Origin of the sequence: Streptomyces sp. NPDC003023 (assembly GCF_042888225.1) — a bacterium.
Classification (GTDB): Bacteria; Actinomycetota; Actinomycetes; order Streptomycetales; family Streptomycetaceae; genus Streptomyces.
Genome location: NZ_JBIAPL010000012.1, coordinates 78,879 through 94,413, shown reverse-complemented (window position 1 = coordinate 94,413; position 15,535 = coordinate 78,879). Strand labels below are relative to the sequence as shown.

At 70.5% G+C, this 15,535-nt stretch carries 14 protein-coding genes and 1 pseudogene; 9 read left to right on the top strand and 6 right to left on the bottom strand.

Annotated features, from left to right (window positions below; translation table 11 throughout):
- Positions 1–16: 16 nt before the first annotated feature.
- On the top strand, positions 17–298 hold the full coding sequence (locus tag ACFYV1_RS29960; protein ID WP_389398742.1) for a type II toxin-antitoxin system Phd/YefM family antitoxin: 282 nt from the start codon (positions 17–19) through the stop codon (positions 296–298).
- Positions 299–424: 126 nt separating this feature from the next.
- Here ACFYV1_RS29960 and ACFYV1_RS29955 read toward each other — a convergent pair whose 3' ends face one another.
- A complete protein-coding gene (locus ACFYV1_RS29955) occupies positions 425–1,408 on the bottom strand; it encodes an ABC transporter permease (protein ID WP_389398741.1) in 984 nt (327 codons plus the stop codon).
- Between the two features lie 103 nt (positions 1,409–1,511).
- Here ACFYV1_RS29955 and ACFYV1_RS29950 point away from each other — a divergent pair, with 103 nt between their 5' ends.
- Positions 1,512–2,132, top strand: a complete 621-nt coding sequence (locus tag ACFYV1_RS29950; protein WP_389398740.1) for a TetR/AcrR family transcriptional regulator — start codon at positions 1,512–1,514, stop codon at positions 2,130–2,132.
- Positions 2,133–2,835: 703 nt separating this feature from the next.
- Positions 2,836–4,425: an alpha/beta hydrolase gene (locus ACFYV1_RS29945; protein ID WP_389398739.1), complete on the top strand. Its 1,590-nt coding sequence runs from the start codon at positions 2,836–2,838 to the stop codon at positions 4,423–4,425.
- A gap of 61 nt (positions 4,426–4,486) precedes the next feature.
- Here ACFYV1_RS29945 and ACFYV1_RS29940 read toward each other — a convergent pair whose 3' ends face one another.
- Together ACFYV1_RS29940 and ACFYV1_RS29935 are read right to left on the bottom strand one after the other, a co-directional pair.
- Entirely contained in the window at positions 4,487–5,515 is a 1,029-nt protein-coding gene (locus ACFYV1_RS29940; protein WP_389398831.1) for an NAD-dependent epimerase/dehydratase family protein, read from the bottom strand.
- 85 nt (positions 5,516–5,600) lie between these two features.
- Complete coding sequence (locus ACFYV1_RS29935; RefSeq protein ID WP_389398738.1) at positions 5,601–6,326, bottom strand: lysophospholipid acyltransferase family protein; 726 nt, start codon at positions 6,324–6,326, stop codon at positions 5,601–5,603.
- Positions 6,327–7,181: 855 nt separating this feature from the next.
- Here ACFYV1_RS29935 and ACFYV1_RS29930 point away from each other — a divergent pair.
- Both ACFYV1_RS29930 and ACFYV1_RS29925 read left to right on the top strand, forming a co-directional pair.
- Positions 7,182–8,033: a universal stress protein gene (locus ACFYV1_RS29930; protein WP_389398830.1), complete on the top strand. Its 852-nt coding sequence runs from the start codon at positions 7,182–7,184 to the stop codon at positions 8,031–8,033.
- Between the two features lie 236 nt (positions 8,034–8,269).
- Positions 8,270–8,587 carry a hypothetical protein gene (locus ACFYV1_RS29925; RefSeq protein ID WP_389398737.1) on the top strand — a complete coding sequence of 106 codons (318 nt, stop codon included), beginning with the start codon at positions 8,270–8,272 and terminating at the stop codon, positions 8,585–8,587.
- A 194-nt stretch (positions 8,588–8,781) separates the two neighbouring features.
- Here the strand turns inward: ACFYV1_RS29925 and ACFYV1_RS29920 are convergent.
- The 3 genes and pseudogenes from ACFYV1_RS29920 to ACFYV1_RS29910 form a co-directional block, all read right to left on the bottom strand.
- Positions 8,782–9,084: pseudogene (locus ACFYV1_RS29920) on the bottom strand (transposase); the annotation flags it as partial.
- Positions 9,085–9,329: 245 nt separating this feature from the next.
- Positions 9,330–9,980, bottom strand: a complete 651-nt coding sequence (locus ACFYV1_RS29915; RefSeq protein WP_389398736.1) for a fasciclin domain-containing protein — start codon at positions 9,978–9,980, stop codon at positions 9,330–9,332.
- A gap of 83 nt (positions 9,981–10,063) precedes the next feature.
- Complete coding sequence (locus ACFYV1_RS29910; protein ID WP_389398735.1) at positions 10,064–11,647, bottom strand: sulfite oxidase; 1,584 nt, start codon at positions 11,645–11,647, stop codon at positions 10,064–10,066.
- A gap of 382 nt (positions 11,648–12,029) precedes the next feature.
- Here ACFYV1_RS29910 and ACFYV1_RS29905 point away from each other — a divergent pair, with 382 nt between their 5' ends.
- From ACFYV1_RS29905 to ACFYV1_RS29890, 4 genes are all read left to right on the top strand, one after another.
- Entirely contained in the window at positions 12,030–12,854 is an 825-nt protein-coding gene (locus tag ACFYV1_RS29905; RefSeq protein WP_389398734.1) for a hypothetical protein, read from the top strand.
- Positions 12,855–12,954: 100 nt separating this feature from the next.
- Positions 12,955–13,677 carry a class F sortase gene (locus tag ACFYV1_RS29900; RefSeq protein WP_389398733.1) on the top strand — a complete coding sequence of 241 codons (723 nt, stop codon included), beginning with the start codon at positions 12,955–12,957 and terminating at the stop codon, positions 13,675–13,677.
- A gap of 34 nt (positions 13,678–13,711) precedes the next feature.
- Complete coding sequence (locus tag ACFYV1_RS29895) at positions 13,712–14,656, top strand: nucleoside hydrolase (protein ID WP_389398732.1); 945 nt, start codon at positions 13,712–13,714, stop codon at positions 14,654–14,656.
- Positions 14,657–14,742: 86 nt separating this feature from the next.
- The gene (locus tag ACFYV1_RS29890; RefSeq protein WP_389398731.1) at positions 14,743–15,441 is read left to right on the top strand and encodes a class F sortase; all 699 of its coding nucleotides are present in this window, start codon (positions 14,743–14,745) and stop codon (positions 15,439–15,441) included.
- The last annotated feature ends 94 nt before the right edge of the window (positions 15,442–15,535 follow it).

The following is a 15,535-nucleotide window of genomic DNA, read 5'->3' as shown; positions in this document are numbered from 1 at the left end:
GCGTTAGAATGGGAGCATGGCCTACGAGATTCCGGTTACGCAAGCCCGCGCAGAGCTCGCCGATCTGATCAACCGTGTCGTCTACGGCGGGGAACGCGTGGTGGTGACCCGGCACGGGAAGCCCCTCGTGGCGCTGGTCTCCGCCGCCGACCTGGAGCGGCTCGAGAGCGCGGCGGAGGCGACCGAGGAGCAGGTGATCAGCTCCGTCTCCTCCTTCGGCTCGGCCTCCTCGGTCTCCGGCGCCCAGGGCCGCTTCGGCCTGGCCGCGGAGCATCGCCGCCCGGAGCGCGACGCCTAGGACCTGACCGGCGTCCGCCTCCGGGGCCATGAACGGGAGGGCCCGGAGGTGTCGGCCGCCCGCGGCATGAAAAAGGCCGTGCGCCCCCGTCCGCTACAGCGGGGGCGCACGGCCGGTTCGTGGCGGTCAGGCGACCGGTACGGGGGAGGGGCGGACGGCGTTGTCGGTGGCCGTTGCCCGGCGCCGCCCGCCGACGGCCACCGCCGCCAGGCCCAGCGCGGCCCAGGCGGAGAGGATCAGCAGTGGTGCCGCGGCGCCGTGTCCGTCGAAGTACGCCACTGAGCGAAGCAGCGTCGTGCCCGCGCCCGGCGGCAGCAACTGGCCGATGGCGCCGACCGGCTCCGGCAGCATCTCGGGCGCGGACGACGCGCCCGAGAACGGATTGCCGAGCAGCACCATGAGCAGCCCTCCGAGCCCGATCCCCGGGGTGCCTATGAGGGCGGCGAGTCCGGCCACGGCCGCGCCGAGAGCGGCGGCCGCCAGGCTCAACGCGCCGGCTTCCGCCCACCAGTCGCCGTCGAGCACTCCGAGCCAGCTGTGGGCGATGGCCGTCGCGGTGATGCCCACGAGTACGGCCGCGCCCGCGAGCGTGGCGACCGCCCGGACACCGCGCAGGCCGACCAGTGTCACCAGCGCTCCCGACGCGACCCCGGCGAGGCCGAGCGGCAGCACGCTCGCCGCCAGGGCGCTGCCCCGCGGGTCCTCCGAGGGGAGCGGCGCGATGTCGGTCACCCGGACCGGGGTTCCCGCCGGAGCCTGCGCGGTCACCGCCTGCTCCAGAAGCTGGGCGACCGCCGGGCTCGCTCCGGTCGCCTTCAGCAGTTCGGGACCCTTGGGTCCTGCCGCCACCGCGCCGTAAACGACCCGGTCCTCGATCGCGGCCCTTGCGTCGGCCTCGTTGTCGTAGTGGTGGATGTCGAACGCGCCGTCCTGCTGCTCGAAGCGCTGCTCGAGCTGGGCGACCGCGGTGGCCGGCCCTGCGAGGCCGATGGGCAGATCGCGTGGCGCCGTCCTGGCGGCCGGCCATGCGAAGGCCCACAGGGCCAGCGCCACCACCATCGGGACCAGGGCCATCACCGCGATCATGCGGCGGCCGGGTGCAGCGGACATGAGGTGCTCCTAAAGAGAAGGATCGTTCGTTTTATCGCTCGGACCCAATGTCCCGCCGCTGTCGGTCCTTGTCAAGAATGAATGTTCGTTTTAACTTTGGGCAATGGCTCGCGTATCCCAGGAACACCTCGACGCCCGCCGCCGTCAGATCCTCGACGGCGCCGCCCGCTGCGTCTCCCGCAACGGCTTCCACGCCACGTCGATGCAGGACATCCTGCGTGAGAGCGAGCTCTCGGCCGGTGCCGTGTACCGGTACTTCCGGAGCAAGGAGGAGCTGATCGCGGCCATCGCCGACGAGGCGTTCAGCAGCATCCGTGCCGCCTTCGAGGAAGCGGCCGCCACCACCCCGCCGCCCACTCCGGACGTGCTCCTCGGCAGAGTGCTGCGCCGCATGCTGATCGAGGAGGTCCCCGGCGGTGACCGGCAGGCCTTCGCCCGGCTGATCGTCCAGGCGTGGACCGAGACCCTGCGGAACGAACGCCTGGCCATGGTCCTCGGCGAGGGCTACAAAGGCATGCGGCATGCCTGGGCCCGGCTCGTCGACGCCTATCGGGCGAACGGGCAGATGGAGGCCGACGTCGACCCCGACCATGTCGCGCGCACCCTCATCGCCACGGCCCAGGGATTCATCGCGCAACAGGCCCTCTTCGGGGACGTGCGTGTCGAGGTCCTCGAGGACGGTCTGCGTGCCCTGATGTCGATGCGCGATCCCGAGATCGGTTGACGCGCCGGGAAAGCACCCGTTCCTGCCCGATGTGCGAGGCGAGGAGGGCGACGGACTCGGGGTGGTTCGGTTTCGCTCCGCGTGCCCTGCGCCTGTCGCGTACGTCGGCCTCGACCGCGAGGCGGTCGCCGCCGGGAGTGCGCGCCGCACCGTCGACTCGGCCGCCGCCGGCATCGCCCTCCCGTGCCCCGAGCGGACCCGACCCCGGTACGACATCACACAGGACGTGGGCGAGCAGGCCGAACCGCACCGGCTCCTGGCACAGTTGAACGCCGCACGCGGCGGCGACCTGCGGACGCGCACCCGTGCCCGGCTCGCCGCCACCGCACCGGCCGGTGCTGCGCGAGGAGCAGCATCTCGGCCGGTACGGGGAGCGACCGGGCGCACTCGCCGCCCGGCTCACCGTTCCCGCACCCGCGGGCCCCTGCTCGACACCGAACTCGCCTGCGGCCCCGGCGCGCTGCGGCCGGCTGGGACGACTCCGCCGGCCCCGCCGTGCTGTCACCGCGCTCGCCGAGGACGCCTCGCCCTGCGCCGCGTTCTCGACGGAGCCCGGCAGGACGTGCTCGGCCCGCCGTACCGCTGAGCGGTATGCGAAGCACCGGTATTTGTTCGGTAAAGAACACCTGTACGGACTGTTCCGCTTCTCCCGCAGACGAAAGGATCCCCCGGACAACTCGACCACATCAGGGGGAGGTTCTCTGTGAGACGCACAGCAGTGCTCGGCTCGGCCGGCACTCTGATCGCGGGCACCCTCATAGCAGGCGCGATAGCGGCCCCGGCGGCGAACGCCGACAGCCGCGACCGGGGCGGCGACCACGCCTCGTCCGAGGCCCACGGCGTGCGGCTCGCCGCCGAGCGGGCCGCCGAGAAGGGCATCGACTGGGCCGACTGCCCAAAGGACTGGGGGCTCGCCGAGCCCATCCGGTGCGGATGGGTGAGCGTACCGCTCGACTACTCGCGCCCCGACGGCAAGCAGATCAGGCTCGCCGTCGACCGCATCGGCAACACCGGCACCCCGACGGACCGTCAGGGCGCGCTGCTGTACAACCCGGGCGGCCCCGGCGGCTCCGGAATGCGCTTCCCCGTACGGGTCACCGGCAAGAACCCGATCTACGCCGACCTGGCGAAGGCGTACGACTTCGTCGGGTTCGACCCCCGCGGAGTCGGCCACTCCACGCCCATCTCCTGTGCCGACCCGCAGGAGTTCGTCAAGGCGCCCAAGCCGGACCCTGTCCCCGACAGCGAGGCGGACAAGCGCGCCCAGCGGAAGCTCGCGGCCGAGTACGCCGACGGCTGTGCCGAGCGCAGCGGCTGGATGCTGCCGCACATGACGACGCCGAACACCGCCCGCGACCTGGACGTGATCCGCGCCGCGCTCGGTGAGAAGAAGCTCAACTTCCTGGGCGTCTCCTACGGCACCTATCTCGGCGCCGTGTACGCGACACTGTTCCCCGGCCATGTCCGTCGCATGGTCGTGGACAGCGTCGTCGACCCGTCGCGGGAGAAGATCTGGTACCAGGCGAACCTGGACCAGGACGTCGCCTTCCAGACACGCTGGGACGACTGGAAGGCCTGGGTCGCGAAGAACGACGCCACCTTCCACATCGGTGACACCCCCGAGAAGGTCGAGCAGCAGTGGCTGAAGCTGCGCGCCACCGCCAAGAGGGATCCGCTCGGCGGTGTCGTCGGACCGGCCGAACTCATCGGCTTCTTCCAGAGCGCGCCGTACTACGACTCCGCCTGGGTGCCCGTCGCCCGGACATGGAGCAAGTACCTCGCGGGTGACACTCAGGCGCTGGTCGACGCCGCCGCGCCCGACCTGTCGGACACGGCGGGCAACGCGGCCGCGGAGAACGGCAACGCCGTCTACACCGCCGTCGAGTGCACGGATGCCAAGTGGCCCACGAGCTGGAAGAAGTGGGACCGCGACAACACCCGGCTGCACAGGGACCACCCGTTCATGACCTGGGCCAACGCCTGGATGAACCTTCCCTGTGCGACCTGGTCCGTCAAGCAGCGGACACCGGTCGAGGTGCGCACGCGCCGCGGCCTGCCGCCGGTGCTCATCGTGCAGTCGGAACGTGACGCCGCCACCCCGTTCCACGGTGCCGTCGAGCTGCACAAGCGGCTCAAGGGCTCACGTCTGATCGTGGAGAAGGACGCCGGCTCGCACGGCGTGACCGGTCTGGTCAACCCGTGCGTCAACGACCGGGTGGACGCCTATCTCCTCGAGGGCACGCTCGACAGCCGCGACGTGACGTGCGAGCCGCACGCCACGCCGAAGCCGTAGGGCGCACAGCGGTGACGGGGGAGGGGCGGCCGGTACCCGGCCGCCCCTCCTTCGCGTCCGGTCAGCCGGACCCGTGCTGCTCGAGCCATGCGTCCTCGGCCGCGTAGTCGAACAGGACGTCCTTCCCGTAGTTCGCCGCCATCTTGGGAAAGGCCTCGGTCCACTCCCGGCCCTGCAACCGCGCCGTGAGCCATTCCACGGTCGCCGGCAGCGACTCGGCGTACCCGGTGACGGGCCGGTATCCCAGCTCGCGTTCCGCGGCGCTCATGTCGTACACCACGGGGTGCCTGCCGGACCACGGTGTCACGCCGACCGACGGCGCCGGCGGCTCACCGTCGATCAGGACGGTCTCACTCACGCGCCCCGTCACCGCGTCGACGGCGGCACCGATCTCGGCGACCGTCGGCGCCTGCGGATCGGCGGCGTTCAGCACCCGCGACCCCGGCCTGAGCGCCGCCAGCCGGATCAGCTCGGCCACATTGGACACATGGACCGGATGGAACCTGCTGCGACCGCCGTGCGCCAGCACACTCACCGTGCGGCCGTCCAACGCCCGCTTGACGAAGTACAGTTCGCGCGGCGTGCGGCAGTACGGTCCGTGGACGGCGCCCGCCCGGAGCAGGGTGACCGGCAACTCGTCACCGGCCGCGAGCAGTTCCTGTTCCAGTGCCACCTTCCGGGTGGCGTACGTCGAGTCCCCGGCGGACACCGTGGCCTGCTCCTCCGGGATCGGCACCGGATAGCGGGGAAAGCCGTCCGGCCGGTCCTGGGTGTCGAAGCCGCGGCCCTTCCCGTCCTCGTAGACCGCGCCGCTGGAGATGACGACGGCCGATCCGACCCGGTCCGACAGCGCTCTCAACTGCCGGGCGTGTCCCCGGCCGAAGGCGACCATGTCGACGAGGACGTCGCAGCCGTCGCCGACTGCCTCCGCGAGGGCGGCGTCGTCCTCACGGTCCACCGGCACTCTTCGTACGTCCTCGGGCCAGGACCCGTCTCCCGTACCGCCGCGGGAGGCCGCGCGCACGTCCCATCCGTCCGCGGTGAGTGCGGCGACCGCGGCCCGCCCCACCTGTCCTGTCGCGCCGAGCACGAACACGTTTCCTCTGGTCATACGAGGCACGCTAGGCCGGTGGCAGGGCGCTGGACGGAAAATTAGCCGAGCGCAGATCCGCTGCTCAGCCCTGCTGCTTCCGGAACCGTTTCTTCACGCCGCGCTGCTCCTGCTCCTGCTGCTCGGCCTTGACCTCCGCCGCGTAGCGGTCGACGTACTCCTGGCCCGAGAGTTCCAGGATCGCGTACATGATCTCGTCGGTGATGGCACGGATCGCCGCCTTCTCGTTCTCCATGCCCGTGTAGCGGGAGAAGTCGAGCGGCTCACCGAAGCGCACCGTGACCTGCTTGATCTTCGGGATCACCTGTCCGGGCGGCTGGATCTCGAACGTCCCCACCATCGCGCACGGCACGACGGGCACGCCGGCCTTGAGCGCCATGACGGCGACACCCACCTTGCCCTTGTAGAGCCGGCCGTCGTGCGACCGGGTGCCCTCCGGGTAGATGCCCAGCAACTCGCCCTTCTCCAGCACCCCGAGCCCCTCACGGATCGCCGCCTGCCCGGCCTCCTTGCCCGACCGGTCGACGGGAATCTGTCCGGCACTGTGGAAGAACGCGGCCGTCAGCCTGCCCTTGAGGCCGGGCCCGGTGAAGTACTCGGCCTTGGCGAGGAAGGTGATGCGGCGCTTGATGATGGCCGGCATCAGGAAGTGGTCGGAGAACGACAGATGGTTGCCCGCGACGATCGCCGCACCCTCGGAGGGGATGTGCTCCAGTCCTTCGATCCGGGGCCGGAAGAGCAACCGCAGCAGCGGCCCGAGGAGGACGTACTTGAGCACGTAGTAGAACACGGGATCTCTCCAACTCTACCGGGGTCGGCCCGACGGCCGCGTTCTGCCAGGTCACAACACGCACTCACACGCCGTCCGATCCGCGTGCGCGGTCGGCCGCCGTCGCGGCCGACCGACTCATGGTGACCCATTCCCGGCTTCCTTGACAGGCCATCACGTCTCGCTCCCGTGAGGCGCGCGCCCGGTGCGGGGCGATGACCGATCGTAGCCTGAGGTGGTGCGGAGCCCGAGGTCCCGGCAGTGCCCCGGCCCGACCCGGCCCGCCCCCGAGCCGGTGACGGCGGCGGAGGCGGGGCCGGGCGCGGCCGGCCGACGGTCACGACCTCCGGGTGCCGGCCGCCGGCCGCGTCGGGGACGGTCCTCGTTCGCTGCCGGGTGGGGCGCGGCAGTACGACCGAGTTCCGGGAGGCGGCCACCGCCTTGCCACGACTGGCGCTCAGACCGCGGCCGAGCGCACCGGCTCCCGTGCAGGCGAGTGCCGCGGCCGAGGCGGCGACGAGGAAGCCCGCCGGTCCCAGCCGAGACCCCGTTCCGGTGAGCGTGTCGCGGCGGGCGGTGAGCCGCCCGATCAGCACCCGCAGCGGCACGGCCGCCACCGCCCTTCTGCAACGCCGGGAGGACCCCGAGCGTGATGCCCGCACGACGTGCGAGCGGTTCCACTTTCGAGCGTGCTCCACCGGCACGGGGTGTTGAAGGGACCGTGAGGCAGAGGCCAGGGGGTCGAACGGTCCTTCGAACCCGACGAGGGCTGGACGGCCCTCCGCTCTGCCCCGTCGGCCCCTCGCCCCGGCACGACGACAAGTGCGACGGTTGCCGTAGGTGAGGATTCGACACCAGCACAAGCAGGTGAAGAGCATGTGGTTGCCCTTGGTTGTGGGAGTTGACGGATCGGACTCGAGCATGCGCGCGCTCGACTGGGCCGTACGGGAAGCAGCCCGGCTTGCCCTGCCCCTGAAAATCGTGCTTGCGACGGCGGAAGGCGACTGGGCGACGGAGCCGTTCGGGAAGAACACAGCCCGGCATGCAGTGGACGCGGCGGAGCTACGAGCACGACGGCAGGCCCCGGACGTCGAGGTGACCACTGAAGTCGTCCACGAAGAGCCGGTCACCGCTCTGCTGAACGCGGGCTGCAACACCTCGGCACTTGTCACCGGGGCGCGTGGTCGCGGTGAGTTGAAGGACCTCCTGCTCGGGTCTGTGAGCATGGTCGTAGCCGCCCGCGCTCAGTGCCCCGTCGTGGTCGTCCGAAACCGGACCGGTCTGGACGATGCAGGGTTTGGAAAGATCACGGTCGGCGTCCGGGACGCGACGTCCAGCTCGGCGGCCGTCCACTTCGCCTTCGAGATCGCGGCAGCACGCGGCTGTTCCCTCGACGCGGTGATGGCCTGGCACCGTCCCGTGAGAACGCCCGTCAGCAGGGTGCTGGATCAGTCAGACCATGATGACCAGGCAGGACACAGGGCGAAGGCCCTGCTCGATGAGGCCCTTGCCGGATGTGCCGATGAATTTCCGGCAGTGGATGTCCACCGGATCGTGGTTGAAGGGCCGGCGCGGGACCTGCTCCTCAGATACTCGGAGACGACCGACCTGCTGATCGTGGGAGCCCGGCGCCGGGTCAATGGCGTCGGACTGCACCTCGGCAGGGTCAACCATGCGTTCCTGCACTACGCCGCCTGCCCGGTCACAGTCGTACCGCAGTGGCGCTGAGCGGCCCCACTGACGCTCAGGCAGTCCCATGACCGGGCCATCCGCACACAACACGGCGTCCGAGAGCTCGAACAACGCACCCGCGCGACAGGTGCTCACCCGAAGGCCGCCTGCACGCCGCGCGGTTACCGGACCAGGTGATCAACTACGAGAAGCCGTTGGGTGCCCGAAGCTGAAGACCAGGCTGGGCCCTGTTGCGAAAATGCCGGTCTCGCGCGGGTTGTTAGGGTTCAAGCATGACGCGGCTGAAGATCGAGATATCTGTCCCCGAGAGTCATGTGGAGGCTGTGGTCGAAGCTCTCCACGCGGCCGGGGCGGGACGTGTGGGCGAGTACGCACGGTGTTCCAGCATCTGGAAGGTGACCGGCAACTGGCAGGCCCTGCCTGGCGCGCAGCCGTACGACGGCGAGGTGGGCATCGTTCAGCACAGCGAAGAGTGCCGGATCGAATCGGTCTGCGACGCGGATCAGGCCGGCGCCGTCCAGCAGGCTGTCCGCGATGCCCACCCCTACGAGCAAGCGGTCATCCATTTCCTGCCCGTGTACGAGCCGTAGGCACCGTCGGCGGAGACGACCAGACCGCCCACCTCTTCCACGACGCGCATGTCTGTACCAGAAGCGGGACGGGCCTTGACCCTTGATCCTGGACACACGAGACACTGGATCCTGAGGATCTGAGAACGGACATCGTCCGCGGTCACCCACCGGAACGGAATGTTCTCCGCGATCGCGCGTCGGACTATCGCCTTGAGGACGGCATCCGGGTCGCCGAGGTGCTCGACCACGTAATCGCGCACGTCGTCCAGGACCTCGTCCGCGGCCCACTCGATCCGGTTCAGCAGCCGGTGGATCCGGTCCGGGCCGGCATGACCGGCCTCCTCGGCAAGCGTCCAGCCGTTCTTCCGCTCCAACGGAGCGACCAGCCCCCGCATATAGGCCAGCGCCGACTCACGCGGCTCAGTCCTGGCGAACCGATGCAGGAACCGCTCATGCAGCTCGACCACCCCCGCCGACCACTCCCGGACACCCGCCCGCACACTCTCCCACCCCATGACCAGCACAACACGCCAGCCGGTCTGCCGTCACGCAAACGGTGGTGGTCGGGTGGTGCTGCTCGCAAGGAAGGGAACGTGCTGGTCAGCCAGGGTTCGGGAGGGTTTCGAGTCGTGCCAGGACGGCGGTGATCACGTCGGCAAGGGAGGCCAGATGCGTTGGAGCGTCCGGCGATCTGACCGAACGATCTCGCCGGGGCCGCACAGCGGCATGTGGTGGTGCGTGGGCGGAAGCTGCCTGGTGGCTACTTCGGCATGAGGACGGTGTCGACGATGTAGACGGTGGCATTGGCGGTGGGGACGTTGCCGCAGACGACCTTGGAGTTGTCGTTGACGGTGTAGTCCTCGCCGGACCCGGCGGTGGTGAGAGTGGACTTCTGGAGCGTGTCGTAGGTTCCCTTCTCGAGCTGCTTCGGGGTCAGCTTCTCGCCGACGACGTGGTACGTGAGGATGTTGGTGAGCATCTCCTTGTCGGCGAGGACCTTGTCGAGGTCGGCCTTCGGGATCTTGGCGAAGGCGTCGTTGGTCGGCGCGAACACGGTGATGTTCTCCGCGTTGTTCAGGGTGTCGACGAGGCCGGCCGTCTTGACGGCGGTGACCAGCGTGGACAGGGCCGGGTTGTTCGAGGCGGCGGTGGCGACGGGGTCCTGGGCCATGCCGTCGAAGCTGCCGGCGCCGTCCGCGGGGACGGACGCGCAGGCCGGACCGAAGGGTCCGTCCGTCATGCCCGCGTCCTCGGCCGGGGTCGACTTGTCCATGGCCGGTGCGGACGTGGCGGCCTTGTCGGCCGCCGCGTCCGAGGAACTGTTGTCACCGCCGCAGGCGGTGAGCGCGAGAGGGAGAGCCGCCGCGGCGGCGACAGCGACAGCGGCGCGACGGAAGCGGAATGCATTCATGATCTTCTCCTGGTGTAGCTGATCGGTACTCTTTGCAGTCGTGCTCGGAATTCGAGAACGGCATGGGAACAGGCAGATGTCGGCTATTCGACGGTGATCACCACCGAGTGCCGGCCGCTGGCCCCGTCGGGGACGGTCTTGGTCCGCTGCTGCGTCTGCACCTCGCCGGTGCGGTCCGTGGCGCGGACGGTGAGGGTGTGGCTGCCGGCGGTGGCCTTCCAGGGGAACGACCACTGGCGCCAGGTGTCCCGGGTGTCCTCGGCGGCGAGATCGGCCGGCCGCCAGGGGCCGTCGTCGACACGGATCTCGACCTTGTCGATGCCGCGGTGCTGGGCCCAGGCGACGCCCGCGACGATGACCGTTCCGGCCTTCGGGCGGGCGAAGGGCTTGGGGGTGTCGATGCGGGACTGGGTCTTGATCGGCGCCTCACGGGCCCACTTCCGCTTCACCCAGTACGGGTCGTACGCGTCGAACGTGGTGAGCTCGATGTCCTCGATCCACTTGCACGCGGAAACGTACCCGTAGAGTCCCGGAACGACCATCCGGACCGGGAAGCCGTGGTCGAAGGGCAGCGGTTCGCCGTTCATGCCGACGGCGAGCAGGGCGTCGCGACCGTCCATGACGTCCTCGACGGGAGTGCCCAGCGTCATGCCGTCCACCGAGCGTGCCACGAGCTGGTCCGCCGGCCCGCCCCGTGACGGAGGCCTGACCCCGGCCTCCTTGAGCAGGTCCGCCAGGCGGACGCCGATCCAGCGGGCGTTGCCGACGTACGGTCCGCCCACCTCGTTGGAGACACATGTCAGCGTGATGGTGCGTTCGACCAGATCACGCTCCAGCAAATCCTGGAACGTCAGCGTCAGCGGGCGCTTCACCCCCGCGCCGTGGATCCGCAGCCGCCAGCTCATGGCGTCGACCTTCGGCACCACCAGGGCCGTGTCGACCCGGTAGAAGTCCTGGTTGGGGGTGACGAACGGCTTGATCCCCGGTACGCGCAACTGCGCACCGGCGGGCGTGGGAGGCGCGGGGGACGCGGGACGCGGCAGTACGACCGAGTTCCGGGAGGCGGCCGCCTCCTTGCCACGACTGCCGCTCAGACCGCGGCCGAGCGCACCGGCCCCCGCGGAGGCGAGTGCCGCGGCCGAGGCGGCGACGAGGAAGCCCCGGCGGTCCCAGCCGAGATCCTGTTCCGGTGTGAGCGCGTCGCGGCGGGCGGTGAGCCGTCCGATCAGCACCCACAGCAGCACGGCCGCCACTGCCGCCCCCACCAGGGACGGCAGGGCATCGGTGAACGACGTCGAGTCCGGTCGGCTCAGCGCGGCCGCCGCACCCACCACGCCGAAGAGCAGCACACCGGCCGAACCCGCCCGCCGGTACCGCAGGGCGACCAGGCCGAGCAGCCCCGCGAGCAGGGCCAGCGTGGCCAGGATGCCGAGCTGGAGGACCAGCTTGTCGTCGGTGCCGAAGTTGCGGATCGCCCAGTCCTTCACGGCCGCGGGCGTACGGTCGATGGCCGCGCCGCCCACCGCGGTGACCGGCCCGGCCTGCGGGCGGACCAGCGCCGCCACCAGCTCGGCCACGGCGAGTGCGGCGAAACCGGCCAGCAGGCCGCTGATGGCGGCGAGCGCGCCGCGGGTCGATGTCGTGCCGAAGATCCTCACATCCCACATTCGGACCCCGGCCGCCGCCGGATTGGTCCTTGCCCCGATCGGGGGAGGACGAATGGGCACCGGTGCAGTTCCGCCCGCGCCGGGTCCGCGGCGCCGGGGCGAGCCGCACCGCACTCACCCGCTCGTACCAGGCAACCCTCGTGGCCTGCGCCGCCGACACACGTGGACGAGGAAGACCTCCAGGGCAAGCCGGGTGGCCGACCGGCGTGGCGCGACGAACTGAGCCCGGCGCGACGAGAACTGAAGAGCGACCTCCCTCCACGCATGCACCAACCCGAGTGGTGAGGAGTGCGCGACGGGCTGACGGTGGATCATGTCGCCGCTGCGGACCGACGAGCCGACGGGATGTCAGCTGACGTAGCCGCGACGAAAGGAACTCGCAATGCGCTCTGCCCGCATTCTCCTCGCCTCGGCCACGGCAACGGCCGCCCTCGTCATCGCAGCGCCGGGCGCCTACGCCCTGACCGCCGGTGACTCGGACAAGGACGACTCGTCGTACAGCAGCGAGGACCACGGCAAGTGGGAGAAGGGTGACAAGCCGCACGGTGGGATGCACACCGGTGGCGGCGCCCTGGCCTCGCTGACGAACGACCACGAGGAAGAGGACGAGAAGAAGGACGAGGAGAAGGACCACGGCAAGTGGGAGAAGGGTGACAAGCCGCACGGTGGGATGCACACCGGCGGTGGCGCCCTGGCCTCGCTGACGAACGACCACGAGGAAGAGGACAAGGAGAAGGACGGGAAGAAGTGGGAGAAGGGTGACAAGCCGCACGGTGGGATGCACACCGGTGGCGGTGCCCTGGCGTCACTGACGAACGACCACACGGACGAGGCCAAGGACGAGGCCAAGGACGAGGCCAAGGACGAGAGCAGGCACGAGGACAAGGACGAGGAGAAGGACCACGGCAAGTGGGAGAAGGGTGACAAGCCGCACGGTGGCATGCACACCGGTGGCGGCGCCCTCGCCACGGTCACCAACGACGACTGGGACAAGGACAAGGAAGCTTCCGGCACGTCCGAGAAGGGCGACCACGAGAAGTCGGACGGCTGGAAGGGCGAGAAGCCCAGTGGCGGCATGCACACCGGCGGTGGCGGCCTCGCCTCCTCCGGTGGCGGCATGGCGGCGGGGAGCCTGCTCCTCCTCGGTGGCCTCGGCGCCGGTGCCTACATGCTGCGCCGCCGCAACGCGAACGGCTCCGCGGCCTGACCCGCTCCCAGGGTGACACGACGGCGGCCGCTGCCCGGACGGGTGGCGGCCGCTGTTTCTGACAGCAAGGTGCAACAGCAAGGTGTGGAGGCCTGGCCGCATGTTTCTTCGATCCACCGGTGCATCAGGTTCGTCGTGGACCGTCCGCGCGTCCCGTCGTGCGGTGCCGTTGCTGCTGTGGTCGCTGGCGCTGGCCGTACTGGCGTTGAGCCTGGTCAACGGCATTGGTGCGCCACCGTCCCTGGCGCCCGGCAAGGACAGCGGCGGGCATGGTGCTGTCGCTCCCGTTCCCGGCCCCGCTGATGGTCCGGCAAAGACCTCCGGGACGGCAGGGCCTTCGGCCGCACCCTCGGCCGCCGGGCTGCCGCGTTCGGCGCCGACGCGGCTGGTCATTCCGCAGATCGGGGTGGACGCGCCCTTCACGGACCTGGCCATCGGGCCGTCCGGCGCCCTGGACCCGCCGCCGGCGGACGACGTCAACCTCGTCGGCTGGTTCGCCGCCGGCGTGTCACCGGGTGAACCCGGAACCAGCATCATCGCCGGTCACGTGGACACCGCCGCATCGCCGGCCGTCTTCGCCGAGCTGAGCGAACTCAAGCCCGGCCACCGCTTCGGCGTGCGGCGTGCGGACGGCACGACGGCGAGATTCGTCGTCGACGCCGTCGAGAGCCACCACAAGGACGACTTCCCGGACGAGCGGGTCTACGCCGACACCCCGGACGCCCAGGTACGCCTCATCACCTGCAGCGGCAGCTACGACCGCAAGGCCAAGGACTACACCGAGAACCTCGTCGTCTTCGCCCACCTCGATGCGCCGAAGTGATGCGGCGCCCCCGCCGGAAGGGGCGGTGACGACCATGGCCGTACCCGTCGTCCTCGACTGCGATCCCGGGCACGACGACGCCCTCGCCATCATGCTGGCCGCCGCGGACCCGGCGGTCGACCTGCTCGCCATCACCACCGTCGCCGGCAACCAGACCCTCGAACGGACGACTCTGAACGCCCGCCGGGTCTGCACCGTCGCCGGTATCAGAGGCGTGCCGATCGCCGCGGGCTGTGCGCGCCCGCTCGTCCAGCCGCTGCTGGTCGCGGACGACGTGCACGGCGAGTCCGGGCTGGACGGGCCGCGGTTTCCCGAACCGACCGTGGACATCGTGCCGGAGCACGCCGTCGACCTCCTGCACAGGATCCTGTCGGAGCATCCCGAGCCGGTCACCCTCGTGCCCACCGGGCCGCTCACCAACGTGGCGCTTCTCCTGGCCCGCCACCCCGACAGCGCCCGCCGCATCCGGGAGATCGTCCTCATGGGCGGCTCCACCGGGCGCGGGAACAGGACACCGGCCGCCGAGTTCAACATCCATGTCGACCCCGAGGCCGCCGCCGTCGTCTTCGGGAGCGGGCTCCCCGTCACCATGTGCGGTCTCGACGTCACCCACCAGGCGCTCGTCACGCCTGACGTGCTGGCCCGACTCGAACGCCTCGACACCCGGCTCTCACGCACCTGCGCGGAGCTGATGACGTACTTCGCGGCTGCCTACCGACGGCTGTGGGGGTTCGCCGCGCCTCCGCTGCACGATCCGGTCGCCGTGGCCCGTGTCATCGACCCGGAGATCGTGCGCTGCGTCGAGGCGAACGTGGCCGTCGAACTGCACGGCCGGTTCACGCGCGGCGCGACCGTGGTGGACCTGCACCAGTACCTGGACCGCCCGGTCAACGCGAACGTCGCCGTCGAGCTGGACGTCGAAAGATTCTGGGACCGGATGATCGCGGCTGTCGAGTCGCTCGGCGGACGTGCCCCATGACGTCCCGTCGGACACGCCACCACGTCGGCCCGTGGGCTCCCACGGGCCGACCCGTCGTTCCCGCCGTCGCAGTGAAAGGTGATCCCATGGTCCATCAGCAGACGTCCGACGAGTCGCCCGCCGAACGTTCGCCGGGGCGTGCCCTGCTCTGGCCCCTTGCCGCGGTGGGCCTGGGCATCCTGCTCATCTACAACTCCTTCGGTACGACGTCGGACGCCAAGCCCGCTGCACCGCTGGTGGCCGCGGCCCCCGCGTCACCCGCGTCCCCCGTTCCCGATGCCGCCGGTCCCGGCCGGACTTCCGGCGCGGGCGTGACACTGCCGCGCGCCGCACCGACCCGCCTGAAGATCCGGGCGATCGCCGTGGACGCGCCGTTCACCCCGCTGTCCATCGGCGCGTCCGGTCAGCTCGACGTCCCCCCGCCGGACGAGAGCAACCTGGTCGGCTGGTTCCGGGAGGGCGTCACGCCGGGGGAGCGGGGCACGGCGATCGTCGCCGGCCACGTCGACACCAAAACCGGCCCCGGCGTGTTCCTGTACCTCGGTTCGGTCAGGCCAGGAACCCTGGTGGACATCGCGCGGGAGGACGGCTCCACGGTCACCTTCGTGGTCGACTCCGTCGAGAGCTTCAGCAAGACGGCCTTCCCCGACGACCGGGTGTACGCGGACACCGCGGACGCGCAACTGCGCCTGATCACCTGCGGCGGCGAGTACGACAAGAAGACGAAGGACTACAAGGAGAACGTGGTCGTCTTCGCCCACATGGTGTCGGCGAACCGGCCGTGAGCGGACCCGTCGTCGGGGGCGGCGCACCACCGTCCAGCGGCCGGGCGCGCCGGGGTGTGTCGCCGTCACAAGCCCGGGTACCCGCGCCCGGCGC

Coding starts and splice junctions, on each gene's coding strand:
- ACFYV1_RS29895 (WP_389398732.1), top strand. CDS start 13,712: ATGGCCGTACCCGTCGTCCTCGACTGCGATCCCGGGCACGACGACGCC.
- ACFYV1_RS29900 (WP_389398733.1), top strand. CDS start 12,955: ATGTTTCTTCGATCCACCGGTGCATCAGGTTCGTCGTGGACCGTCCGC.
- ACFYV1_RS29930 (WP_389398830.1), top strand. CDS start 7,182: ATGTGGTTGCCCTTGGTTGTGGGAGTTGACGGATCGGACTCGAGCATG.
- ACFYV1_RS29925 (WP_389398737.1), top strand. CDS start 8,270: ATGACGCGGCTGAAGATCGAGATATCTGTCCCCGAGAGTCATGTGGAG.
- ACFYV1_RS29950 (WP_389398740.1), top strand. CDS start 1,512: ATGGCTCGCGTATCCCAGGAACACCTCGACGCCCGCCGCCGTCAGATC.
- ACFYV1_RS29955 (WP_389398741.1), bottom strand. CDS start 1,408: ATGTCCGCTGCACCCGGCCGCCGCATGATCGCGGTGATGGCCCTGGTC.
- ACFYV1_RS29915 (WP_389398736.1), bottom strand. CDS start 9,980: ATGAATGCATTCCGCTTCCGTCGCGCCGCTGTCGCTGTCGCCGCCGCG.
- ACFYV1_RS29960 (WP_389398742.1), top strand. CDS start 17: ATGGCCTACGAGATTCCGGTTACGCAAGCCCGCGCAGAGCTCGCCGAT.
- ACFYV1_RS29890 (WP_389398731.1), top strand. CDS start 14,743: ATGGTCCATCAGCAGACGTCCGACGAGTCGCCCGCCGAACGTTCGCCG.
- ACFYV1_RS29910 (WP_389398735.1), bottom strand. CDS start 11,647: ATGTGGGATGTGAGGATCTTCGGCACGACATCGACCCGCGGCGCGCTC.
- ACFYV1_RS29905 (WP_389398734.1), top strand. CDS start 12,030: ATGCGCTCTGCCCGCATTCTCCTCGCCTCGGCCACGGCAACGGCCGCC.